Source organism: Methanopyrus sp. SNP6, assembly GCF_002201895.1.
Classification (GTDB): Archaea; JAADCQ01; Methanopyri; order Methanopyrales; family Methanopyraceae; genus Methanopyrus.
The window spans coordinates 1,081,841-1,104,900 of sequence record NZ_CP019436.1 but is presented as its reverse complement, the minus strand read 5'-3'; the positions used below and the strand labels follow the sequence as shown (position 1 = coordinate 1,104,900).

The following is a 23,060-nucleotide window of genomic DNA, read 5'->3' as shown; positions in this document are numbered from 1 at the left end:
CGTGGGTAAGTACTTCGGTACGTCCGGCATCCGAAGTAGAATAGGAGAATTCCTAACTCCGGAGCTCGCACTTCGAGCTGGGCGCGCTCTCGGCGAGTACTTGGGTGACGGCACTGTCGCCGTAGGTCGTGACACCCGAGTGCACTGCGATACACTTCGTGCAGCCGTGATCTCAGGACTGACCGCCCAAGGATGCAATGTTGTGGACATCGGGTTAGTGTGCACGCCGACTCTGGGCTGTTACGTTGCGACTGAAGGTCTCGACGCTGGTGTGATGATCACAGCTTCCCACAATCCTCCCGAGTACAACGGAATAAAGTTCTGGAACTCCGACGGAATGGCATTCTCGCCCGAACAAGAGCGTGAAATAGAGCAGATCATGGACGGCGATTTAGAATACCCGAATTGGGACGAGTACGGTGAGGTGGTCGACGACGAGACGGCGTTGAACGTACACGTGGAGAGGATACTGGATGAGGTCTCCGTCGACGGAGACGGGTTGCGCATCGTGGTAGACTGTGCCAACGGTCCCTCCGCGTTCGTCACTCCAGTGGTACTCCGTGAGATGGGGTGTGAGGTTATCTCCCTAAACGCGCATCCTGATGGACACTTCCCGGGCCGGGAACCGGAGCCGAAGCCCGAGAACCTGAAGGACCTCATGCGAACCGTGCGAGCGACAGATGCTGATCTGGGGATCGCCCACGATGGGGATGCCGACCGTGTGGTTTTCGTTACCGAGAAAGGTAAGTTCGCCGGGTACGACGAAGTGCTGGCGTTGGCGTGCCGGCGAATCCTCGAGGAGAAGGGTCCAGGAAAGGTCGCGGTGAACGTCGATGCTTCGATGGTCATCGACGAGGTAGTCCGAGAGATGGGCGGTGAGGTGGTGAGAACCAAGGTAGGAGACGTTCACGTAGCCGCCGCGATACGGGAGGAAGGATGTATCTTCGGAGGGGAACCGAACGGGACTTGGATACACCCTAACGTACACATGTGTCCCGACGGTCCGCTCTCCGCGGCGTGGATGGTGAGTCTGCTGATCGAGGAGGAGCGACCTCTCTCGGAACTGTTGGCCGAGATCCCGAGCTACCCGGTCGTGCGCGAAACCGTCGAATGTCCAGACGAGCTCAAGCCCAAAGTGATGAGGCTTGTGGAGACGCGCCTCCGGGAGGCTTACGACGACATCGACACCGTAGACGGTGTTCGGGTCGAACTGGACGATGGTTGGGTGCTCATTAGACCATCCGGCACCGAACCGCTCGTACGGATAACGGTGGAGGCGGAGTCCAAAGAGCGCGCCCGAGAGCTCGGGGATGAGTTCGTCGATCTCGTCCGCAGGTGTGTCGAGGAGGTGAGGGAATGATCGGCATCGTACTCGCGGCAGGTGAAGGTACTCGGATGCGACCGCTGACGAAGACACGGCCGAAGGTCCTCCTGCCGGTGGCCGATCGCCGTCTTATCGACTTCTCCATCGAAGCCATGGAGCGCATCGGAGTGGAGCATCTAGTAGTAGTCGTGGAATACCTGGCCGATAAGGTGAAACGATACGTCAAGAATCGTTGGGGAGATTCCTTCGATCTGGAGTTCGTCCGTCAGGGTAAGCCAATGGGAACAGCCCACGCTGTGTACGTCGCGTGGCGGGAGATTGAACCCGACGAGACCGTGGTGATCACGAACGGAGACTTGGTGTTCGATCCGGAGTTGCTCGAGCGCGCCGTACGCGAGCACGAAGGCGTCGCCTCGATGGTGCTGGTGGAGGTCGAGGACCCGTCGGAGTTCGGGGTTGCGAGACTGCAAGACGGTTACGTGGTGGAGCTCGTGGAAAAGCCAAAGCCCGAAGAGGCCCCTTCCAACCTGGCGAACGCGGGAGTGTACGTGGCGGAACCGGAGTTCGAGAGGTTCTTGGAGCGGGTCACGCCCTCACCACGGGGCGAGTTCGAAATCACCGATGCGCTGCTCGATGCCGCCACCGAAGAAGGTGTTCGAGGGGTTTCGTACGACGGATTCTGGTCCGACGTGGGTCGACCGTGGGACCTACTCGATGCCAACGCTTGGGCACTTCGGAACGCGATGTGGCGTCCCGAGGTCGAAGGGATCATCGAGGAGAACGTGGAGCTGAGAGGGCCAGTGTGGGTAGCCGAAGGCGCGATCCTCAGGTCGGGAGTCGTAGTCGAAGGGCCAGCATACATAGGCCCGGGGTGCGAGATCGGACCTAACTGCTACCTCCGACCGGCGACGACGCTGGTCCGGGACGTTCGCATCGGTCAAGCCGTCGAAATCAAAAACTCCATAATCATGGAGGGAACGAACGTCAGCCACCTCTCCTACGTGGGGGACAGCGTTATCGGGGCCAAGTGCAACCTGGGAGCCGGTACCATCATCGCCAACCTCAGACACGACGGGCGCAGCGTGAAGGTGATAGTCAAAGGCGAGCTCGAGGATACAGGTAGGAGGAAGTTCGGAGCCGTACTGGGGGACGGAGTCAAAACAGGAATCAACACCTCTATACTGCCGGGACGGAAATTAGGCCCGTACTCGGCCACCGCGCCTTCCACCATCGTTCGTAAAAACGTCCCAGAGGGCAAGATGTTAGTTCAAGGTGACCAGATCCTAGTCGATTGGAAGGGGCGCGGATGACGACGTCCCGCGCTACTGAAGAATGATGACGATTGAACCGCAGACGCGTCCTCAGCTGAGCATCCACCTCAACAACTTCTTTCCAGCAACGGTGAACGTTCCACTCAGCTCCTCTTTCTTCTCCGCAGAGATCATGGAGAGTCTCTCTAGGGCTTCCATGATTCCCGACGAGATCTCACGAATTGCTAACGCCATCTCCTGAACCTTCGACCTGTACCTGAAGTCCACCCCGACGGCGGTTTTATGGATTTCTATTATCGCTCGAAGCAGTAGGATAGCTCCCGCCGCTGCTATCACCAAGTAAAAGGCGGGCCTGTCGAGAACGTAAAGTGCTCCGAGTACAGGTATGGCGAGCCATGGCGCCAGGTACTCCAGTCTGGCCGCGTTTACAATCAAAAGCGACAGCAACCCTAAACCTCTCGCTACTGCAATGAAAGGTGAGACTCTCCCCGAAGCACCAATTCCCAACAAGACCATGATCCCTAAGAAGAGGATTATGGTCCAAGCGAGCCCCAAGATGTGAACCGTAAGTGCTAGGAGTCCGAGTGCCCATGCGGCTCCTAGCGCCATCACAAACGATCGCCATAGCTCCTTTAGCATCTCGAGGTCCCCGGTCCGGTGGGTCGGACTTGCTCGGTGGAGTGTTTCTCGGAATCTTTTCCGGGATGCTATCGGGGTACATCCCCGGACTCCATCCGAATACATTTTTTTCGGAGTTTAATCCCACGTACCTCGACCGTGAAGACGTGCTGACGTTCGCTTCAGCATGCTCAGCCGTCAACGTCCCGTTATCCAAGGTTGAAAGCATGTTCTTGGGAGTACCCGATGATCAAACGTCGGTCGCCGTGTTGATTCCGTTGCAGCGCTATACAATTGAGGGAAGGGCGGAAGAAGCCGCTCGCCTCGTCGCCTTGGGGACGTTATCCACGGGCTTTTTCGCTGCGGTCACGCTCCCGTGCATCGTGAAGATCGTAGGGCCCATGTACGTCATCTCCAAGCCGATAATACCGTGGCTGGTACTGGCGATCCTGGTCCTTCAAACGTACGATAACGGACTCCGCGGGTTGGCGATCTTCTCGGCGAGCTCCGTGTTAGGCTACGTGGTTCTTTCAGGACCGCTCGACGTAGCTTCCCCACTGGAAGCTATGTTCTCCGGATTCTACGCGATCGGTCCAGGAATTTCCTGTTTGATAAACCGTACTTCGATCCCGAAGCAGCGGCCCGGAAAGCCTGCAATACTTGGGAAGGAGCTCCCGAAGTGCGGAATCTTGGCGGCATTCGCGGGTTGTACTCTCGGTTTCCTGCCGGGATTGGGTCCTGCCAACGTGGTTTCCGTCCTGACGAGGTTGGGTGTCGATACGACCGAGCGGTACCTACTGGTAACCTCCGGTATCGACGCCGCCGACGCGGTGTCCTCGATCGTGGCTCTGCACGCGCTTGGAAACCCTAGAAGTGGGGCCTCGGTGTTCATCCAGCGGTCCGTTGGAGACATCACGTACCCAGAAGTGTTGGCGTCGGTGGGTGTGTACCTACTCGTGTCGGTGTTGGGAGTATGGCTGCTCATCTTTTCGACCAGGGTGTTGGGAGAGATGCTCTCCGGGGCACGGGCGCGGGTACTGACCGGTACCGTAGTAATCGGACTGCTCGCGTTGATGACATCTCATGGGTTGGGCTCGCTCGGTACGGCGATCGTATGTGCGGGAATAGGGATTTACGCGCTCCGCTCCGGTGTCGATCCATCGCTCTGCACGTCAGCGCTGGCCTTGCCGACGGTTCTGAAGTTGCTGGGGGTCGGGTGAGCTTGGAAAAAGTCGATATGGAGCGTCTCCTCAAGCATATAGAAGAGACCAACTTCTGCCGCAGGTTGCTCAGGGAAGTCCCGGAGGAGTGGAAGACGATCATAGGCCCACTACAGGGCGACGACGCCACAGTGATCGAGGTAAACGGTGAGCGGTTAGTGATCAACATGGAAGGTCCCTATCCGGCCAAGATCGGTAGAAAGACTGCGATCATACACTCTGCGGCCGACGTCGTGGTCACCGGCGGTGAACCGATAGTGGCGTTCGACGCCGTACAAGCCGAAAGCGAGGAGCAGGCGAAGGAAATCCTCGAGGATTTGAGGAAACAGGCGGAAGGATTGGGAATCAAGATCCTCGGCGGTAACACACAATCCCATCCCGATCTAGTGCCCTGTGTCTCCGTGGCCGTAATCGGTCGATTAATAGCCGACGAACCGATCCCGGATGGTACGGCCAGAGAAGGCGATACGCTGGTGTTCTTGGGCGAGCCTGTGCGTGGGGATGTTGGTGACCGTGTTTACAAGGCCAAGGTGAAATTCAACGCGTTCCTTAGGTTCCTACGGGAAGGTATCGACGTGAGTACCGCCAAGGACGCCAGTCGCGGTGGAGTACTCGGGAACCTACTGGAGATGATGGGTAAAGCCAAGAAAGGTGTCAAGCTCCGATCAATGCCGTATCCCACGTGGACAGGGTACTTGGGGATCTTCATGGTATGTATGGACCCGAACGACGTCGGACGTGCTGCCGAGATAGCGTTCGAAGAGGGATGTCCGTTCACGGTCGCAGGAGAGGTTGTGGATGAGCCGGTGATCCGTTTCGGAAACCGGGAACTAGTTTCCGAAGAGGAAATGATAGAAGTCTACCGGAGGCTTCCTTACAAGCCCCCTGGGGCAGGACGATGAGGGTAGCCCTCCAGGTCGCCTATGACGGTTCGCGATACCACGGTTTCCAATATCAGCCCGACGTCCCAACGATCGAAGGAGCGCTACGAAAGGCTCTCTCGGAGCTGAGATTGGAACTGGTGGGGTACGCATCCAGGACCGACGCGGGGGCCCATGCACGCTACCAGGTAGTAGTGGTGGAAGGCGACCCGGAGCTAGCTCAACCGGACCCCATCAACGCGAGGTTACCCAAGGACATCCGAGTGATAGCTAAAACGGAAGTCAATGACGAGTTTGATCCACGGCGCGATGCACTGCGAAAGGAGTATCGGTACTTCTTGGGACCGTTGAACGATCCCGAAGCTGCGGAACGGGCTGCCCGTAAGCTCGAAGGAAAACACGATTTTTCTGCATTCCGAAGGGAGGATGGCCGGAATCCAATAGTAACCATCGAGAGGTGTGAACTCTTAGAAATAATCCCTAACGCGTACGTGTTACGGGTCGTGGCACCGCGATTCCTATGGGAGATGGTCCGCAGGATAGCAGGGTTCGTGTGGGAGGTGGGCCACGGGCTCAGGGAGGAGGAGGACGCCGAAGCGCTACTTTCTGGTGAGTTCAAGCCGTCGGAGAAACCCAGATGCCTCCCGGCAGAGGGGCTGATCTTGTGGTACATTGAGTACGATAAGGTACATTTTGAGCGTACTGAAGCCTGGTTTGAAGATCATAAAGTAATACAGTTGGGGGGGAGGTTGCTACTACGCCTACCAGAGGGGGCAGAAAATTGCTGAAAGTCACCGTCTGCCCGCCGTGCTATGGGTTTAGAGAGGTATGCTGTAAGTTGGCGCATGACGGCGAAGTCGTAGATGTATCGGACGCCCGAAGGCTATCCAACATCACCCCACTGTGTGAAAATGGAACTGACCGTGTGGTAATAGCCCATATGGACGCACCGACGGTACTCGAGTGGTTGGAGCGCCGTGACCGTTACGCACTCAGGAGTATCAGATCCAAAGTGTACAACGTCCTATCGGCGCTGCTCAACAGGTTCAAAGAAGTTCACATCGTGGTCTATTCACAAGTGTTCCTGGACTTCGTACCAGACAGCATCGTGCGTGAAGTGTCGGTTGAGCTGATCAAGGTGGAAGGTTCCGCGGAGGACGTTTTTACATGGCCGCCGTACGGGCCGTGCCCGGAAGCGTTGAAACGTGGTGGTACTCTCGAGGAGATGGAAGAGCACGTGAGCGAGCTCGTCGAGGAGACAGGGTCGACGATCCTAAGAGAAATCGCCCGAAGGGATGTGCGAACAGTCCGCACGAGGTACTTATCCGCCACGGAGATACTGGGCAGGATTTGTAGTAATTTCCGTGAATTCAAACTCGGGACTAAGATATTGGACGCATTGGAAGCCGCGGGTGTCCTGACGTCCAGGAACGTCGGCTACAGGATGTTCAGCTGGAGTCCTGCCGCGGTTTTGGGTAGACGATCAGAGCTGGTGGATGGCGTACTCAACGCGGCACTCGAAATGGAGGGGTCAGTGTTCAGATGAAACTCCCGAAGAACGTTCCGGAGCCTCCGGTAGTTTGTGAGGAGTTCGACATAGGCGAGGAAGTTAGGGTGATGCGCCGATCTCACGACGGGTACGTGCGACTCGGTCAAGTAGCAGGACTTGAGAAGTTCCTATCCTTGTGCCTGGTGTCGGTGCGTGCGGATTCAGGGTCTTACTATGTAGTCCCATACCGGGTCACAGAAGAGCGCGTTATTACCGAGCCGCTCCGGATCCGAAAGATCGGAGAAGGTGTCGTTGTCCCACCGATCATCCCGTACCGTCGCCTCGGGGAACTCTTCGTAGACGTCCGTAAAGTGGGCAAAGACTACGTAGTGACGCTGTATGGCAAGAACCTACACGTCAGGACCTACGAGAGTCTCACCATCGTGACGCAGCGTCGCGGGAGTGAACTCTCCGCGGGTGATGTGTCGATAGACCTCTCCTCGGGCTTCTTAAAGGTGGAAGGTGTAAGGTGTCGTCCGTTGGGCTTCCATAGACCGGACGCGATAGTTGGGGTTACCGAGAGACTTGAAGTAGTCGAGATACGTGAAAACGGTCAACGGTATCTGGGGGACGTCGTGGCGGTGGGTGAGTTTCTGAGGATAACGTTAAACGATCTGTCCTTGGACGTCCCGCGGAGAGTCATTCCCTGATAGTGAATCTCGGCGATTGGATCCACTCGGATTTGCATTTTGGGCACCTGGACGGTGGCTTAATCCTGAGGCTCTTGAACACGTATCCGCACTTGTTACACCTAGCCGGCTCCATGAGCAGCGTCTTACCCTCACGACGTAGCGTTTTAGCTATATGTTCCAAATCCTCAATAATCTTCGACTTATCACCCTCTCTGACCATATAAGCTATTTCGTCAATGGTCAGGGGCTCACGGCTTTCCGTGAGTAGTGACACTATCTTTTCGCGCCTAGTCTTCCAACGCATGTCATCTTCGCCCACTGGCTATCTTCTTTAGTTTCTTGTATCCCTCGTCCCGACCACGGACTATCAAGACGTCCCCTCCCAGTATCTTGGCGTCTTTATCCGGTCCTATTATCCAAGTCGATCCCCGCCTTATCGCGATTACATGCATCCCAGTTTCACTGGCCAACCTAAGTTCTCCCAGCGTTTTGCCGTCTAATTCTGACCCCTCCTCCACCCGAACAAGCCGTATCTTTTCTTCGGACTCGGCAATGGCCCTCTGAACGATAGGGTGAGGTTCCGCACCCATGGCCACGGTTTCGGCGACGTCGTCCGCGGCGTCGGTGATAACCTCCATCGATTGCGTCAACTCCATTATGGGCAGTAAATGGCGAACGTCCTCAAGATCTCGAATAGCCAGAGCGAGCTTCGCCTTCAGTACGATAGACAACTCATCCACACGTCTCTCGATACGTCGCACCTCCTCGGCCAGCTCGCGGCTTCCGAACAGTAAAACCGAGTAGGCCAGGTCAACTGATAGCTGCGCGAGATTCTTCATTTCCGTGAGGAGTTCCACGACCGTCCGCCTCTTAATCTCTTTTTCGATTTTCTCCATTTCCAACGTCATTACCCCGGAGCCAGGGTTAGGGCGAGTATAATTCCGACGGAATCCGCGGCCGTCGTTACGATAGGACCAACGACGTCGTCGGGATCCATCCCTAGTCTTACGCTCGTGAACGCCGAGCCGAGAGCCACGAGGGTAGAGGTCAAGAACGTTAACCCCGTCGACTCAACGGCCAACAGGATCAGAGACGGTCGACCGGAGAACGCGACGGTCACGAGACCGGCGTAGCCCGCGATTACCAACATCAAGGCCGAACCTTGTACCAATGCGTCTCTCAATACCGCCCATACCGTAAATGTTCCTAAGTGCAAATGGGTGGAAAGGCGGCTACCGAACGACGCAGCTGCGGCACCGGCAGCCGCCATTAGGACCGGAAGGAGCGCGGCTAGACCGGGGTTATGCTCGAGCTTGGCTTCCCATTTAGCCAGCAGCGAGCCCGTGAAAGAGCTCCAGACGGCGAGAATTATGGAAATCATCAACATCGATCGGAGGATCCTGAGAACTCCTCCCCATACACCGCTCAACCGACCATCACCTCCGCAATCGTGAACAGGAGGACCACAGTCAGTACGTCCGAGAGAGCCGTTGTCAGTGGCGGAGCGACATGATCCGGATCGAAACCCAACATCGCCGCCACGCGAACGATACCGACTGTTACTGGCGTTACGACTGCGGTAACCGACAGTACGGTAAGGAACGCGGCCCCTACGAGGGTACTCAAATCACCTCCGTAGGCGTAGTAGACGACCAAGCCGATGACCGGAGGCACCATGAGACCGACTAGAAGAACCGCCAGTGAGCTCTGCAGTGCCTTCTCCTCGTCACCCAGGTGGGTTGCCGTAGCGGTACGGGCGGAGTGAGCAAGAGCCACGTTACCCCGAAAGTCCATGAGAGCCGGAAGCATCGCCAAGAATTCAGGATGATGCATCCACCGATGCTTCAGGGATTCGAGTGTAATCCCCGTGAACGATTCCATGAGGACCAAGACCGTCAGTGATGCTGTGGCGGCGGAAAGGTCTCTGAGGAAGCGCTTCATGAGTGAAGCTCCTCCCTAAGGAGCTCGGCGGCCTCGTATATGGGTTCTATAACCCGAGCAACCGGAGGCGAGTAGGAGTAATCCCAGCTCAGGAGGTCCTCCACTTTAGCCGCCAGACGGATTGCCAAAGCGACACCGTCGACGCGTTCTCTCACACGTTCCCCTCCGACGGATTGGACTCCGACGACACGGTGCGTGTCCGCGTCAGCTATTAACTTGACCGCAATAGGCTCGCCACCCGGATAGTACCTGGCCCTGGTGGTCGTCTCGACGGTAGCCGAAACTACTTCCAGTCCTAACTCTTCGGCTCGGGTCTGTGTCAACCCCGCACCCGCTGCCTCTAAATCGAACGCACGTATCACCGTGGTGTTGAGGGTGCCCATCCAAGTCGCTCTGGGACCTCCAGCGGCGTTTCTCCCGGCGATCTTGCCCTGCCGAACGGCGACCGTACCAAGCTGGCTCGGAACTCGCTCACCCGTGATGGGACACCAATCGGCCACACAATCCCCGGCCGCGTATATATCGTCGAAGACACCACCGTCCTCGCGCTTGACTCGAAGGGCTGGGTCAACTTCAACTCCGAAGGGTAGGACTGAGGCCCCTATGCCTTCAAAGAGGTCAGTTGCCGGTCTCACTCCAGCCGCCATCACGACGAGGTCGGTCTCTATTTCTTCACTGTTCACCACTACGGCCTCTACTCTATCATCGCCTTCGATAGCCTCCACAGGCGAGCCGAGAAGTACTCTGATGCCTTCCTTTTCCATCCGCTCTTGCAGTATCGCAGCGATATCATCGTCGAGGAACTGTGGGAGAACTCTATCAAGCATTTCAACCAGCGTAACCTCTAACCCGCGTTCGTGAAGTGCGTACGCCATTTCTACACCGATGGGTCCTGCTCCCACTATCACAGCTCGCTCCGATTCCCGAACGGCTCGGAGTAGGGGTTCGATATCCGAAAACCGCCTGACGGTGAAGACACCACCCAGGTCGGAACCCTTAATCGGGGGAACTAGAGGCTCTCCACCGGTAGCTAGAACCAGCGAGTCGTATTCGACGGTGTCACCGTCCTCGGTAGTCACGACCTTCTCTTCGGGATCGACTTCCTCAACCCTCACGTCCAGCCTGACGTCGATCCCGAGGCGCTCGTAGTGAGCAGGATCGCGCATCAGGATATCTTCCGGCCGTTCTATCTCCCCAGAGACTACGAATGGGATGGCGCAAGGGGAGTACGCGATATGCTCATCCGCCGAGATTAGAACCACGTCGGCGCCGTGTTCCCTAGCAGTCCGAGCGGCTACGACGCCGGCGGCTCCTCCTCCTACCACCACAACGCGCAATCCACTGCCCTTGGGCCATCCGGAGCAGGTATGTGAAAACGTTTACAGGAGCCCACGCTGCTTCAAGTCCTTCCTGATCCTCCACACTCCGTTGAGATACCTCAGTATCTGACGGACATTTACGTTAGAGGAACCCCGCTCTCGGGGTCGGAACAAGAACGGGTACTCTTGCACGGTGTAGCCCATGTGATGGGCCTTAGCGAGCGTTTCGACCTGTATCTCGAAACCTTCGGACACGAACGGTCGGCTCTCGGTCAATATCTTCCGGGAAATAGCACGGAACCCACTCGTCGGATCGCGGTATGGAAGTTTGAGGAGCAAGCGTGCAACAATGCGTGCACCCCAAGAATTCAACTTACGGTACCACGGAAAGTTCTCAACGACGGATCCTTCAACGTACCTGGACCCTAATCCGAAGTCGCACTCCCCATCTAGTACCGGATTCACGATGTTAGGAAGACACTCGGGTGGATGTTGACCGTCGGCGTCCATACATACTATCACATCGCCCCTGGCCTCGCGGAACCCTCTCCTGTACGCTAGACCTAATCCAGGCTTCTCCTCGCGCACGATCACCTTAATGTTGCCGTACTGTCTGGATAGTTCTCGGGCCACTTCCGCCGTTCCGTCGGGTGAGTTGTCGTCAACTACCAGAATCTCAGCGGTCCAGCCTTCTTTCTCCACTACCTCTTCGATCTTGAGAATCACCTTTGGAAGATTCTCGCGCTCGTTGTACGTGGGCAATATCACGCTGATGTCGACCATGAATTCCGTTCCCCCAGCGATACTATGAGGGTGAACGAACGGACACCCGACCTGAAAACGTGCACGGGTTTTTCCGGATCCAACCGGTGAAACGGTGTGGGATCCCTCCGCACGTTCACCGTACGAATTCGAAGTAGCTCCAGCTCTTCACGGACCTCCCTCGGTACCCTAGTCAGCTCTAAGTATTCCTCGCTCCCGGTCTTACGGTACCACCTAAGCCTCACCTCGAGTTCCCGGTACACATGAGTGGGATCGGCACGGATACCTGTGAAGAACGGTAAGGCGCGTCTTGTTGGAGTTGTTCGTGCAACCTTCAGACCCTCTTCCCGGAGCGTTTTCAGGGCGGCGGCCAGCATGACGTGTCCCAACTGGTACCTAGTACGTACCTCAGGAGACACTACGAGGCCGAAGACATTGTGGGGGTTGGGACCGGAACCTATGTGTTCCCGAGGATCTGCGGCGACACAAGCGACGATCTCCTCCTCCCGAAAAGCCACCAGCAGCCTGGTGCGATCGGAGGCTAGTCCACGATCCGTGTCGAAGACGTCGAGAGGAACCACTTCTCCAACGTTTCCAGGACCACGGCGCTCAGCGGACTTCAGTAACGAACGGATCGCGTCTAGGTTATCCTGGTTCGTTCTGATCTCCTTAACGACGTAAGGTCCGTAGCACGCGACAGTCCGCTCGCCCACTATTCATCATCCCTGTCTGATCCGCCAGCAACCGCCTCGTCATCCTAGGAAGAGGGATTGTTATCGGAGAATCGAGGAGCTTCCGCATCAGTGGTACGCGCGCTTGAACTCTCCGCTCTCTTCTTCCTTCTTACCCATGACCCTGTCCACAGCCTTCAGGAAGTCATCCATGGTGACAACGTCACGGTCCTCGCGTATAGCCATCATACCTGCCTCAGTACATATGGCCTTGATGTCCGCACCTGAGGCACCCTCGGTGATCTTCGCCAGCTTCTGGAGGTCGACATCCTCGGCCAAGTTCATGTCGCGCGTGTGGATCTTGAAGATCTCATACCGACCCTCCTCGTCTGGTAGTGAGATCTTGATGTGTCTGTCGAACCGACCCGGTCGCAGCAGGGCTGGGTCTAGGATGTCCTTCCGGTTCGTAGCTGCGATGACCTTGATGTCGTCGAGCGGGTCGAAGCCGTCCATTTCCGCGAGCAGCTGGGTGAGCGTGCGCTGGACCTCGCGGTCTCCGCTCGTCGCGTCCCGCATTCGCCTGGCACCGATCGCGTCGATCTCGTCGATGAAGATAATACTCGGGGCCTTCTCGCGTGCGAGTTCGAACAGCTCCCGCACCAGCCTAGCACCTTCGCCGATGAATTTTTGGACCAGTTCCGGTGCGGCGAGCCGGATGAAGGTGGCATCGGCGTGGTTCGCTACGGCTTTGGCAAGCAGAGTCTTACCGGTGCCCGGTGGACCGTACAATAAGACTCCCTTCGGAGGTTCGACACCGACCTTCTCGAACAATTCGGGCTCCTTGAGCGGCTTCTCCACGACCTCCCGGATTTCGCGGATCTGCTCGTCCAGACCACCGATATCGTCGTACGACACGTCGGGTGACTCGTCCACCTCCATCGCCAGTACACGTGAGTCCTTCTCCGACGGTAGCACATCCACCACAGCCATGCTCTGCTGGTTGAGGGCCACGTTTGCACCAGGTTCGAGCTCGTTTCTGTCCACGGTAGGGCTCACGTTCGAGACGAACTTCGGACCCGTGGAACTCTTCACTATCACGCGACCGTCGTCGAGGATCTCTTCGACGGTACCCACGATGAGCGGTGGCTTCTTCATTCGCTGCAGGTCACTACGGAGCTTTTCGATCATAACCTCTTTACGCCGTAGCTCCTCACGCAGCTCGGCCTTTTCATCACGTTCCATCTCCAACTCCTTCTCCAGGGTCTTACGACGACGGGCTTCGATGCGGAGCTTCTCCTCGTGAGCTCGCAGCTTCCGCTCTAACTCCTCCAATCGCTTGAAGTACTCCTTCAGGAGCTCTTCTAGCCGCTCCTTTTCGCGCTTGAAGTCCAGAAACTTTTCGCAGAGATCCCTAACGTCTTTCACGCCTGTTTCTTCCATGAGCGTAATCAGATCGTCCAGCGTAGCTTTCAGTGACTCGACGTCCAGATCCGGCTCGATCTCGGAAAACTTATCCAACGCATCGCGGAGGTTCTTCAGATCGCTCAAGTTCGAACCTTGTGCGGTTTTGGGCAACATGCTGTCAAGTTTTTCCGTCAAGTTAACACCCCCTGGGTAACCGGACTTCGACTCTGGGAGTTGTGAACCCGGTGAACGCCACGGGAGACATTATCACTCGGTCGGAGAAACGCTTTACAGTTTCGAAACCAGACGATGACATCTCTAGTAAGTAATCTCGGTGGGGGACCACAAGGTCGAGATCTGAACCTGGGTTCGAAACCCGAACGCTGGTCCACCCAACCGGGTTCCCGACCTCGATATCGTGGAGGGGCGCACCGCACCCGACGGTTCCCAAAACACCCAAGCGCCTGAACCCCGAGTCCCACAGGCTCTCCAGAAGTTCCAGGACCCGATATCCCACCTCAGGGTCGACAGGATGTCCTACGTCTTCGGGTAGCTCGACAACGGACGCGTCCAGTTTCTTGCATATCTCCCGGTAAGCTTCGAAGGGTGTTAACTCCCTGCTGACCTCGGCTTCGTCAGTCTTTAAGAACTTCTCGTCTCCCTCGGACGCGACCGCCCGGGTTCCATCCGACCGTATTAGAAGCCTAAGAGTCCCGTCCAACAGCTCCGCCACTCCACCTCCGTGAAGGATCACGATACGGGGATACGATGTCCCTACCCCACCTCGCGAATAGAAGGACGAGCCCGACGACCGTAACGTCGGCCGAGGCACCGGGACTCACCCCACGTTCAGCGCACTCGTACACGAATTTGTGCAGCTCCGCACGACCCCGTTCGGTGGACGGACCTCCGGCGCGTAGAACTTCCGAGGCCCTTTGTTTCACCCAGTCGCGCAGTTTCCGGGGAATCCCGGCGTCTTCTAACGTTGACATGCAGGCCAACACCGAGTGTATTACGGCTTCTTCTAGGGGCCTTCCCGCCCGCAGCGTGGCCCGTAGGACCGGTAAGGATACCCCTCGAGCCGTAGCCATTCCGGAAGATACCTCGCCGAAGATACCGGCCAACCGTTCCTTGATCCGGATTCGGCCGCACTTGGTTTCCGACCGGTTCCAGAGAGCCTCCGTGCACCTCCTTCCGACGACGCGGATGCGACCGAACGGGAACGGGTCGTTTTCGAACCCAGCCGAGTAGCAGTACACCGACCCTAAGAACACTATCCCGCGCACGGAGTTGGGTCCGCCAGAAGCTGTTATCACGTCCACGTTCCACGCGGGAAGGGACCGGATTAACTCGTCTACTGGTTCACCATCTATCCCCAGCTTTAGAGCCTCCTCTAGACACCTCCGAAGCTCAGGAAGGCACGCGAGGAACTCACGGGGCCCCATATCCTCGTGGGAGCTAGGAGAGACGGGGTCCACTAATCCCGGTTTCGGCCCGGAGAGTACCTCCAGTGCGACCGACTCGCAAAACAGCATCGGAAGCTCTCTGACTGTCCTCACCACGGTCCCTCACCTGGTCCCCAGCTTGGAGATGACGCTTCTGGACGCCGACTTCCATGCAGATGCTATCGGCTTACCGTCCCTGACGGCAAGGACGTCCGTATACGACAGTCTGGACCTTTCATCGAACACCTGTCGACCTCCCAAAAACCTCAGCTTCACGTCACCGATCTCCAATAGGGCACACGGACAACATTCTCTGAACACGTCCAGGTTGATTACCACTCTCTTCCGTACTCGGGCTGGTAACTCACCCGAGAAAGCGAACAGGGCGTGGAACCCACGGCGCTCAGGTTGTAATCCGGTGAGATCCGAGATGAGCCCGGTTGCTCCTACGTCCGCAACCACCGCCACCAGATCCTGGTCCGTGGGATCGAGGTCGACTTCCACAGATCCCGAGCGTACGATTTCCCTTGAAACTTCCACCTCTACTGTGATTACCTCGCCTGGCACCCGCTTCCCGGCCACGAAAACACCGTGTTCGAACCGCTTATCCCGGGCGACAGTACCCAGCACGGCTGCTCTTTCCACCTCGCACTTCTCCAACACGGACCCGAGAACTAGCGAGCGGCGCACATCGGTATCTATTAGCAGTGACTCGCGGACCGGCACCGTCCGCTTACCCCTTCGTTCGTACCTCCAGTACGTGCAACGGGATGGAAAAAGGTCGACTAGCGGGTAAGGGTATCACGTGCCCCATGCGGACCACCTTCACCACGTCCTTCTCAAGCACGGCTCCGAAGTTATCGGGGCTCCCTTCGGTGATTTTGAGTTCGCCGTCGCTCAACTTGACGTCAAAGGCGGTTCCCCGTTTTCCCTCAAGTAACAGCCGCTTTCCATCGAACTCCAGAATCAACGTCTCCGCGTCGACGACCATTCCCGTGGGCATCGCCGGATTTCCGCTGACGACCCCGCGACGCGGCACACGCTCGGTCACCACACTGTCGGGCATCACGATGGACTCTGGACCTATGACCGTCCCCGGAAGAACGGAAACCCCGGGCCCCAGGAAGGCTCCCTCACCCACTTCGGGTGGCTCGATCTCCCCGCTCACACGGAGCTGCCCTAGAATCGTGCCCGAGTGAATTGTGACTCCATCCCCAACATCGCCCGTAACCGTGGTCCTGGGACCTACGGCGCAACGTCCGAGCTCACAATTGTAGATGACACAACGTCCAGATATCACAGCACCTCGTACGACGGCGTCCGGTCCCAGTCTAACCTCCGGTCCTATCACCGCTTCTCGGGACACTGTCACGTCACCTAAGACAATCGTGCGATCCGGGTCGAGAACCGCGGGATGCTCGTTCTTGTTCCTCCTCGTCAGTGGTTGCACTCTCGCTCCCCCTGACGATTTCGAGCGTATCGGTACCAGCTTTTACGCATCGCAGAACGTCCTCGACGGCGCATTTCGCCGCTCCAAACCCCTCGGCGAGAATTTCGACGACATCCTCACTTCTGTCGCAGTACTCATCGGAATCCGGATCCAGGGACGATAGTACCTCCTCGGGAACCCTTAACCTAAGTTCGATAAACACGAGAGATGGGTCAGGCAGCTCACCCGTATCCTCACTCCCCACTAGGTCGGCGTAGGCTTAGCTCATCATACCAGGTACACATCCTCCGGGTCGAACGGGGGGGTGCACACCACCAACATCTTCAGGTTGCCGACCACCTTATGCCTTATCCCCGGTTCGATGGCGACGACGTCCCCCGGTCCCACGTCGACGGGACGACCGTTCAGTACCACTTTCCCACGACCATCGATCACATAGTACACCTCGAACGTGCGTCGGTGGTAATGCTCTTCCCCTTCACCCTGAACGCTCACTTCTGCCACGGAGACCTTGTCGTTCGAGTACAACTCTCGCACGCGTCCGCACGGTCCGTGTTCCCTCTCAGCACTTACCGTCAGGGTCCACACCGACGAGAACCCCCCAACGCGGAGGCTACGGAGGTGAAGAGTTGCTGTCGACGGAGGCGTTGATTTACGTCGCCCGGTGGACGGTTTTGGCCGCGGCTTTGGGTGTTATCGGCGGAGCGTGTGCCGTCGCCATCTCTTCAATTATAAGCACGGTGGAGAAGGTCGTCGGGAGCGAGATGTTAGTCATCCCGGCGTTCATGCTGTTGGCCGGCACCCTAGCAGCACTACATCCCGAGCTCAGAGGGACCGGAATGGAGATAGTCGTCCGGGGATTCCCGAACGAGCCCGCGAATCCCATCAGAGGAATAGCTAAATTGGTACTTGCGGGTCTCGTCATCGGCGGGGGAGGTAGTGGCGGTCAAGTAGGGCCTTGTGCCCAAGCGTGCGTATCCGTAGGATGCTACGTGGCTTCGAAGCTAAGAATGTCGGAGATGGAGAGAAAATGTGTCGTGCTGGGGACAATTTCTGGAGGCGTGGCTGGGGTCCTGTGCGCACCGCTGGCGGCGGCCCTGTTCGCCATCGAAGTCATTCGCGTAAGGTCCCGCTACGTCGTACTTTTTCCCAGCACGATAGCCAGTCTTGCCGGGTACTCCGTGTACGTTTCGACCTTAGGAAAGCGCTACTTGCTCGTGAGGAACGCCCCTTATCATTACAGCCCACATCACCTGCCGGAACTCTTGGTGATCTCTGTAGTGGCGACGTTACTCGCTTACGTGTACAGCCGGTGCATCAAGGAAGCCCGTCGACTGTTCGTCGAATCCGTACCTAGTCAACCCGTGCGTTCTCTCCTGGCAGGACTAGGGGTAGCGTCAGTGGGAATCGCTATTCCTACGGCCGTAGGGTTGGGATTGGACTACGCCTCGAAGGCCGCCTTAGGCCGTATCGGAGCCGAAGAAGCGCTACTATCGTTCCTGGGTAAAATGGTGACCACCGCGCTAACAGTCGGTAGTGAAACACCCGCGGGATTGGTTTCACCGACAGTGTGCGTGGGCGCGTTTTTGGGCTCCTTTCTAGGTCAAACGCTGGGTCCGTCCGCTCCAGCCGGGGCCGCGACGGCCATCGCTACGTTCTTGGCTGCGACGTTCAACGCTCCGATCTCGTCCGCTGTGTTGGTCATCGAGCTGTTCGGCATCGACTGCGCCGTCCCGGCCGCTTTGGGAGCGATCCTGGGGTATCAGCTCTTGAAACCCGAAGTTGTTATCGGGATGAAGAGGAGGTGATCCGGTGTGTACGAGGTAGAGGTTAAGGTTAAACTGAAGAACCCCGAGGACGTGCGGAAGCGCCTGGAAGAGCTCGGAGAGAAAGTAAGAACCGTCCGGCAGCGGGACCTGTATTACCAGCATCCTTGCCGTGACTTCGCAGAGACGGATGAAGCACTTCGACTGCGCCGCTCCGACGATAAAGTCGCACTAACTTACAAGGGACCGAAGGTAGGGCGTGAGAAGTCACGGGTGGAGTTAGAAGTGGTAGTCGACGATTTCGAGACCGCCGACGCCATCCTTCGTCATCTAGGGTTCGAGCCGCTAGAGCACGCGGAAGTAAAGAAGCTTAGGACGGTCTACACGCTCGAAGTGAACGGAGAAAAAGTTGTAGCGGCGCTGGATGATGTGAAAGGTCTCGGCACGTTTCTCGAGCTGGAGTGTGAGGCGGACGACGAGTCAGAGGTCGAGGAAAAAGAGGAGCTTTTGGTAAGTATCTTGGAGGAGCTGAAAGTCGAGGGCAAGCGAGTACGTCACTCGTACTTGGAGATGCTGCTCGACCAGGGGGAGTGATCGTTGTTCGGCTGGATTCGAAGGCACAGGAGGTCCATCGTCACCGCTGGAATAATATTCCTCGCGGCCATGATGGTGCTATCCGCGATCCCCTCCTTCATGATGGGAGGACAGAGTGCCGTAGCTGCGGCCGAGGGAACGGTCGATGCGAGCATAGTGAAGGATTACCAAGTGTCGGTCGTCCGATACCTAGCCGTACCTAAGCCCGGTGTCAAGACATCCGACGTGAAGAGCGCCGTAAGCTGTGCGGGTGGTGTGGAGAACGTAGACGTCAGGAAAGTTAAGATCAAGGGGTACACGGTCTTCGTCGTGGACGCTCTAGTCCCGTTGACTGCGGATCCGGAAGATGTGAAAAAGCGAATCGAGAAGCGGTTGAAAGACAAGGTACTGGACGCCAGGGGCACCGTGATTAAAGGGTCCAAGTTCGTGTTCCAGGCATCGTACGACGGAAAGCCCGACGTTAACGCCATCAAGCGGGCGATACGTCGTGAGCTTGGTAATCGGTTGATGGATGGGCCGAAGCTGAAAGTACGTTACAACGCAGTGGTCGGAGAGGTACTGTGCAACGTAAGTGACGGCAAACACACGCTCATAGAAGAACGTATCGAGCGTGCCCTACACTCCACGGGTGCCAGAGGTTGCCTCGTAATCGAGCAGCTGATCGCACGATTAGGGACCGCAAAACTAACCCTTCTAGGGCCAGGAAAGGAGAAAGTTGGCGATCGAACCATAAACTTCGGAGATAGAATGGCCATGGTGATGGTATTGCCAGAACATGCAAAATCTAAGCATTTAACCTTAGCACTATGGATATCGAATTCAGGCGTTAAGCAGCGCATATACGTGGTAGACCGGGATATATTACGTGGTAAGTACATAGTGTTCTAACGGCGGTGAGATAATCTGGGCTTTTCCACCCCAACCACCTGTCTTAACTCTTCGACGGTCTCACGGGCCAGGATAGCCATTTTGGGCGGTATATGTTGAAGGGCCACCAGAAGCCGAGATTTAGGACCACTAATCTCGTAACCGTTCTCGGTCCGGGCGATTGAGAGCCCTAACTTGCGTAACAGCGAAAGTAATTCCTCCGGCGCCTTCCGCACTCTGACCTTCACAGTTCTTTCGCTATCCACCTGAGGATATCCCCATCCGTCAGTATTCCCACAAGCTTCTCTTCATCGTCGACTACGGGGAGCTGATTATATATGCCCTCGGGGGTGGACGTCATGCGTTTCAGGGCATCGAGTAGAGTATCATCCGGGTGAACTACTATCACGTCCCTTTCCATCACCTCCTCGATGGTGGTTCCGGGCTCGTACTCGTCTTCCAGGAGGGCGCGCCCGAGATCAGTCCGGGTTACGAGTCCTATAAGCCTACCCTCATCGTCCACTACTGGCAGTGCTCCAATATCATGCTTTAGCATGATCTCGAACGCTTCTATCACTCCAACTTGAGGAGACGCGGTGATGGGGTCTTTGGTCATCAGTTCCTCGACCTTGCAACCGAGTAACTCCTCGCGGAACGTCACAGTACATCACCACCAGGAGACGCTCTTGGATAGCTCTCTTTCACCCTTCAAGAGTTTAGAGGATATGTAGCTCACGATCTGGTCCACCGTTTCATCGATATGCTCGTTGTTGATCACTGGGATATCGTGCTCTTCGGCGTCCTCCACGAGGAAGTCGTGAATTCTACGGATCTCCTCGAAGTACTTCAAGTACCGCTCAGCGGGCCGTGAGAGTTTTGTATCCCTAGACCTGGCGTAGAAGCGCCACTTATGCGCCTCTTCATCCTCTACGGAGAGCATGAACACGAACACGTTTGGGTAGTTGAGAATCTCCCTCTTAATCAATCGCGGAACGATATGAACGCCCTCTACAATCACATGGATACCTTCATTGATCGATCGATTCACAACCCCTTCAATACCAACCACCACTGGTTCGGAGTGGTCAAGAAACCCAGTAATCACAGGATCTTCGGCGGGTTCATAGCGCAATCGCTTCCAAGCTGTGTACGAAGACTCATAGAGAGTCGGATACAACTCCTCTGCTAAAACTCTACGCATTACTTCTCTAATAGCGTCAGTGCCGATAACGTTCGTAATACCGAGCCTGTGTCCTACCTCAGAAGCTATCGTAGATGTACCGACACCAGAAGCTCCTCCAATTAAGACTATTATCGGTTCCTCACGCTTTTTAATCCTCCTCCATAGCTCATAGCGTTCCGCCAACGTCTCATCGATTTCTTCAAGTTTAGTCCGAATTATATCGGCTAATTCATCAGTACTAATTTTATCTATGCCTTCCTCTTGCAACTCTTCCTTGATCTTGAGTGCTATCTCGTACGCTTTGTGAGGCTCGACGCCGATCGCTGTTAGGGACCTGGCGAGAACACCTCGAGAAAACGGCATTTCGTAGTGCCTAGACTTGACCCTAATGCGGCGATGCTTTCCCTGTCTAGTGGTCTCTCTTTTCGTCTTCTCATTTCGCTCCTTCCGGCTACTTTTTTCCGACAACGACTATCCCCCTTTGGGGGGGGGCGTCGAAGGTGTCCGAACGAGACACTAAGAAGTATGATATGATAATACCATTAGGCGTCCCGGCAGATGTGATCGCTGAGGTGGAGCGAAGGTGCGACGTGAAAGTCGTGCAACGGGAGATTGAACGTGGAGGAACTAAGACAACAGTCCTAGCTTTCAGGGGGACGAAGGATGCGCTGGAAGAGGCTAAAAAGGTGATGGAAGAACTTACCGAACGCAGGATAAAAGAGTGGACTAAGCCTCGTCGTCGCGGATCCTCTTGAGCTCCTTCACGAGCTCCGGTAGGAACACTCCGACGTCGGACACTATTCCCAGAGCCTGGGCGGTTCCTCGATCCATCAACTTCGTAACTACCGCGGGGTTGATATCTACGCAGATAGTTTTGACCCAGGAAGGCAAGAGGTTGCCGGTAGCGATCGAGTGAAGCATCGTCGCCATCATCAGCACTAGGGTGGCCCCCTTAAGGTGACGTCGCATCTCCGCTTGAGCTTCCATGACGTCGGTAATTACGTCCGGGATAGGACCATCATCACGTATCGAGCCTGCCAGCACGTACGGAACATCGTTGACGATGCACTCGTACATTATCCCATCTTTTAGGATTCCTTTCTCAACGGCTTCGCGTAATCCACCCACTCGTCGGATCTCGTTGATGGCGTAAAGGTGGTGACTATGTCCACCCTTTACTGGCTCGCCCGTCTCCAAATCCACGCCGAGTGATGTCCCGAATAAACTAGCTTCGACGTCGTGCGTAGCCACAGCATTACCAGCGAAGAGTACGTCCACGTACCCTTCTTTGATCATCCACGCTAAGTCATCACGGGCTCCAGCGTGAATTACAGCAGGGCCAACGACTACCACGACTTTCCCGTTCTTTCTGTGCCATTCTAGTTCTTCAGCTATCCTTCGGATTAGCGTTAGTGTGGGCTTCTCAGGTGAGACTTCGCTCTCCATGAAGCCGAAGATTCCAGTCCTACCTCGAGGTCTCTCGGGGGGCTTCACGCGCACTCCTCTATCTCCTACCACCACCAACTCTCCCTCGCGAACCTCCCGGATAGGTTTAGCCACTGCCCTGCGTTCCTCCGGGTAAATCACGATCGCACAGTCCATCTCTATATCCTCGACCTCGATCCACTCGCCGTCAAAAAATACGAACGTTCGGTGGTTCGTAGTCGTGTAAAAGCCCCTGGGACAGACACCGTCCGCCGGAGCCGGTTCCAGTCGGACTTCCTGCGTATGAACTGGAATCGCCCCATACTTACGCAGTTCGGAGATTATCTCCCTAAGATGCTCAGGATCCTTCCCCTTGACGAGAATCTTCGCGAAACTGGGGTCCGTTTTGCGCTTCCCAACCTTGAACTCCAATATTTCGAAATCTCCACCCATCTCCATGATAGTGTCCAGTACCCGTGAGAAAATGAGTGAGTCGATGATGTGACCTCGGAGTTCTACCACCTCCTCCCTGTCGGTCAAGTGAGGCCCCCTCACGCCCTTAGCGATCCTCCTCTTGGGTTGAAAGGGAAGAGGGTTCTCATTCTCGGGTTCCGAGCGACCACGAATTGATCGGTGATCCGGAATCGCCACGAACCTACCTGTTATTTGCCCATGCATTCGGCTCGACTGACTGCACAGTGAGAGGCGTGATCCCGAACAGAGAGACTATGAACCGCC

General features: G+C 56.5%; 29 protein-coding genes. 11 read left to right on the top strand and 18 right to left on the bottom strand.

Translation table 11 applies throughout. The annotated features are described in order from the left end of the window. The first annotated feature begins 1 nt into the window (after position 1). Positions 2-1,360: a phosphoglucosamine mutase gene (gene glmM, locus BW921_RS06175; protein ID WP_148689012.1), complete on the top strand. Its 1,359-nt coding sequence runs from the start codon at positions 2-4 to the stop codon at positions 1,358-1,360. After that, complete coding sequence (glmU, locus tag BW921_RS06170; RefSeq protein WP_148689011.1) at positions 1,357-2,634, top strand: bifunctional sugar-1-phosphate nucleotidylyltransferase/acetyltransferase; 1,278 nt, start codon at positions 1,357-1,359, stop codon at positions 2,632-2,634. Before glmM ends, glmU begins: the two co-directional genes overlap by 4 nt. Before the next feature lie 51 nt (positions 2,635-2,685). Here glmU and BW921_RS06165 read toward each other — a convergent pair whose 3' ends face one another. Then, positions 2,686-3,234, bottom strand: coding sequence for a hypothetical protein (locus BW921_RS06165; protein ID WP_168168810.1), 549 nt, complete (start codon positions 3,232-3,234; stop codon positions 2,686-2,688). Positions 3,235-3,263: 29 nt separating this feature from the next. Here BW921_RS06165 and BW921_RS06160 point away from each other — a divergent pair, with 29 nt between their 5' ends. From BW921_RS06160 to BW921_RS06140, 5 genes are read left to right on the top strand one after another with little or no spacing between them, the layout of a single operon-like run. Continuing rightward, positions 3,264-4,433, top strand: coding sequence for a tripartite tricarboxylate transporter permease (locus BW921_RS06160; RefSeq protein ID WP_168168809.1), 1,170 nt, complete (start codon positions 3,264-3,266; stop codon positions 4,431-4,433). Positions 4,434-4,435: 2 nt separating this feature from the next. Beyond that, on the top strand, positions 4,436-5,335 hold the full coding sequence (locus tag BW921_RS06155; RefSeq protein WP_168168808.1) for an AIR synthase related protein: 900 nt from the start codon (positions 4,436-4,438) through the stop codon (positions 5,333-5,335). Then, on the top strand, positions 5,332-6,102 hold the full coding sequence (gene truA, locus BW921_RS06150; RefSeq protein ID WP_148689007.1) for a tRNA pseudouridine(38-40) synthase TruA: 771 nt from the start codon (positions 5,332-5,334) through the stop codon (positions 6,100-6,102). Before BW921_RS06155 ends, truA begins: the two co-directional genes overlap by 4 nt. Further along, a complete protein-coding gene (locus BW921_RS06145; protein ID WP_148689006.1) occupies positions 6,096-6,860 on the top strand; it encodes a hypothetical protein in 765 nt (254 codons plus the stop codon). The genes truA and BW921_RS06145 overlap by 7 nt, the downstream gene beginning before the upstream one ends. Further along, positions 6,857-7,513 (top strand): hypothetical protein, encoded by a 657-nt coding sequence (locus tag BW921_RS06140; protein WP_148689005.1) that lies wholly within the window; start codon positions 6,857-6,859, stop codon positions 7,511-7,513. The genes BW921_RS06145 and BW921_RS06140 overlap by 4 nt, the downstream gene beginning before the upstream one ends. Here the strand turns inward: BW921_RS06140 and BW921_RS06135 are convergent. The 13 genes from BW921_RS06135 to BW921_RS06075 all read right to left on the bottom strand — a co-directional run bounded on the left by BW921_RS06135 (position 7,503) and on the right by BW921_RS06075 (position 17,075). Beyond that, entirely contained in the window at positions 7,503-7,799 is a 297-nt protein-coding gene (locus BW921_RS06135) for a transcriptional regulator (RefSeq protein WP_148689004.1), read from the bottom strand. The two genes, BW921_RS06140 and BW921_RS06135, sit on opposite strands and share 11 nt — an antisense overlap. A gap of 1 nt (position 7,800) precedes the next feature. Beyond that, on the bottom strand, positions 7,801-8,391 hold the full coding sequence (locus BW921_RS06130) for a potassium channel family protein (RefSeq protein ID WP_236953821.1): 591 nt from the start codon (positions 8,389-8,391) through the stop codon (positions 7,801-7,803). 11 nt (positions 8,392-8,402) lie between these two features. Then, a complete protein-coding gene (locus tag BW921_RS06125; protein ID WP_088336017.1) occupies positions 8,403-8,924 on the bottom strand; it encodes a magnesium transporter in 522 nt (173 codons plus the stop codon). Next, entirely contained in the window at positions 8,921-9,436 is a 516-nt protein-coding gene (locus BW921_RS06120) for a magnesium transporter (RefSeq protein WP_148689002.1), read from the bottom strand. Before BW921_RS06120 ends, BW921_RS06125 begins: the two co-directional genes overlap by 4 nt. Next, complete coding sequence (locus tag BW921_RS06115; protein WP_236953820.1) at positions 9,433-10,764, bottom strand: FAD-dependent oxidoreductase; 1,332 nt, start codon at positions 10,762-10,764, stop codon at positions 9,433-9,435. The genes BW921_RS06120 and BW921_RS06115 overlap by 4 nt, the downstream gene beginning before the upstream one ends. A gap of 51 nt (positions 10,765-10,815) precedes the next feature. Continuing rightward, the gene (locus BW921_RS06110; RefSeq protein ID WP_148689000.1) at positions 10,816-11,538 is read right to left on the bottom strand and encodes a polyprenol monophosphomannose synthase; all 723 of its coding nucleotides are present in this window, start codon (positions 11,536-11,538) and stop codon (positions 10,816-10,818) included. Beyond that, entirely contained in the window at positions 11,520-12,230 is a 711-nt protein-coding gene (locus tag BW921_RS06105; protein ID WP_168168806.1) for a GNAT family N-acetyltransferase, read from the bottom strand. Before BW921_RS06105 ends, BW921_RS06110 begins: the two co-directional genes overlap by 19 nt. An 87-nt stretch (positions 12,231-12,317) precedes the next feature. Continuing rightward, positions 12,318-13,628 (bottom strand): proteasome-activating nucleotidase, encoded by a 1,311-nt coding sequence (locus BW921_RS06100; protein WP_198324681.1) that lies wholly within the window; start codon positions 13,626-13,628, stop codon positions 12,318-12,320. Positions 13,629-13,788: 160 nt separating this feature from the next. Further along, a complete protein-coding gene (locus BW921_RS06095; RefSeq protein ID WP_168168805.1) occupies positions 13,789-14,325 on the bottom strand; it encodes a hypothetical protein in 537 nt (178 codons plus the stop codon). Continuing rightward, complete coding sequence (locus BW921_RS06090; RefSeq protein WP_168168804.1) at positions 14,297-15,151, bottom strand: triphosphoribosyl-dephospho-CoA synthase; 855 nt, start codon at positions 15,149-15,151, stop codon at positions 14,297-14,299. Before BW921_RS06090 ends, BW921_RS06095 begins: the two co-directional genes overlap by 29 nt. A 9-nt stretch (positions 15,152-15,160) precedes the next feature. Then, a complete protein-coding gene (locus tag BW921_RS06085) occupies positions 15,161-15,763 on the bottom strand; it encodes a hypothetical protein (RefSeq protein ID WP_148688996.1) in 603 nt (200 codons plus the stop codon). Between the two features lie 7 nt (positions 15,764-15,770). Next, a complete protein-coding gene (locus tag BW921_RS06080) occupies positions 15,771-16,487 on the bottom strand; it encodes a hypothetical protein (protein WP_168168803.1) in 717 nt (238 codons plus the stop codon). A 267-nt stretch (positions 16,488-16,754) separates the two neighbouring features. After that, entirely contained in the window at positions 16,755-17,075 is a 321-nt protein-coding gene (locus BW921_RS06075) for a cupin domain-containing protein (RefSeq protein WP_148688994.1), read from the bottom strand. Between the two features lie 41 nt (positions 17,076-17,116). On the opposite strand from BW921_RS06075, the gene BW921_RS06070 reads away from it, so the two are divergent. The 3 genes from BW921_RS06070 to BW921_RS06060 are packed head-to-tail and all read left to right on the top strand — an operon-like array spanning position 17,117 to position 19,735. Beyond that, positions 17,117-18,295 (top strand): chloride channel protein, encoded by a 1,179-nt coding sequence (locus tag BW921_RS06070; protein WP_148688993.1) that lies wholly within the window; start codon positions 17,117-17,119, stop codon positions 18,293-18,295. Between the two features lie 6 nt (positions 18,296-18,301). Further along, positions 18,302-18,847 (top strand): class IV adenylate cyclase, encoded by a 546-nt coding sequence (cyaB, locus tag BW921_RS06065; protein WP_148688992.1) that lies wholly within the window; start codon positions 18,302-18,304, stop codon positions 18,845-18,847. A gap of 3 nt (positions 18,848-18,850) precedes the next feature. After that, entirely contained in the window at positions 18,851-19,735 is an 885-nt protein-coding gene (locus BW921_RS06060; protein WP_148688991.1) for a hypothetical protein, read from the top strand. On the opposite strand, the gene BW921_RS06055 is transcribed toward BW921_RS06060, so the two are convergent. Genes BW921_RS06055 through BW921_RS06045 form a run of 3 tightly spaced genes read right to left on the bottom strand, consistent with a single transcriptional unit; the run spans position 19,732 to position 21,365 of the window. After that, positions 19,732-19,980 (bottom strand): hypothetical protein, encoded by a 249-nt coding sequence (locus BW921_RS06055; RefSeq protein ID WP_148688990.1) that lies wholly within the window; start codon positions 19,978-19,980, stop codon positions 19,732-19,734. The two genes, BW921_RS06060 and BW921_RS06055, sit on opposite strands and share 4 nt — an antisense overlap. After that, on the bottom strand, positions 19,959-20,375 hold the full coding sequence (locus BW921_RS06050; protein WP_210400444.1) for a CBS domain-containing protein: 417 nt from the start codon (positions 20,373-20,375) through the stop codon (positions 19,959-19,961). The genes BW921_RS06055 and BW921_RS06050 overlap by 22 nt, the downstream gene beginning before the upstream one ends. A gap of 6 nt (positions 20,376-20,381) precedes the next feature. After that, positions 20,382-21,365, bottom strand: coding sequence for a 2-phosphoglycerate kinase (locus BW921_RS06045; RefSeq protein ID WP_148688989.1), 984 nt, complete (start codon positions 21,363-21,365; stop codon positions 20,382-20,384). A 32-nt stretch (positions 21,366-21,397) separates the two neighbouring features. On the opposite strand from BW921_RS06045, the gene BW921_RS06040 reads away from it, so the two are divergent. Then, positions 21,398-21,652, top strand: coding sequence for a hypothetical protein (locus tag BW921_RS06040; RefSeq protein ID WP_148688988.1), 255 nt, complete (start codon positions 21,398-21,400; stop codon positions 21,650-21,652). Here the strand turns inward: BW921_RS06040 and BW921_RS06035 are convergent. Continuing rightward, complete coding sequence (locus BW921_RS06035) at positions 21,624-22,862, bottom strand: TIGR00300 family protein (RefSeq protein WP_148688987.1); 1,239 nt, start codon at positions 22,860-22,862, stop codon at positions 21,624-21,626. The genes BW921_RS06040 and BW921_RS06035 overlap by 29 nt on opposite strands. Positions 22,863-23,060 lie beyond the last annotated feature (198 nt).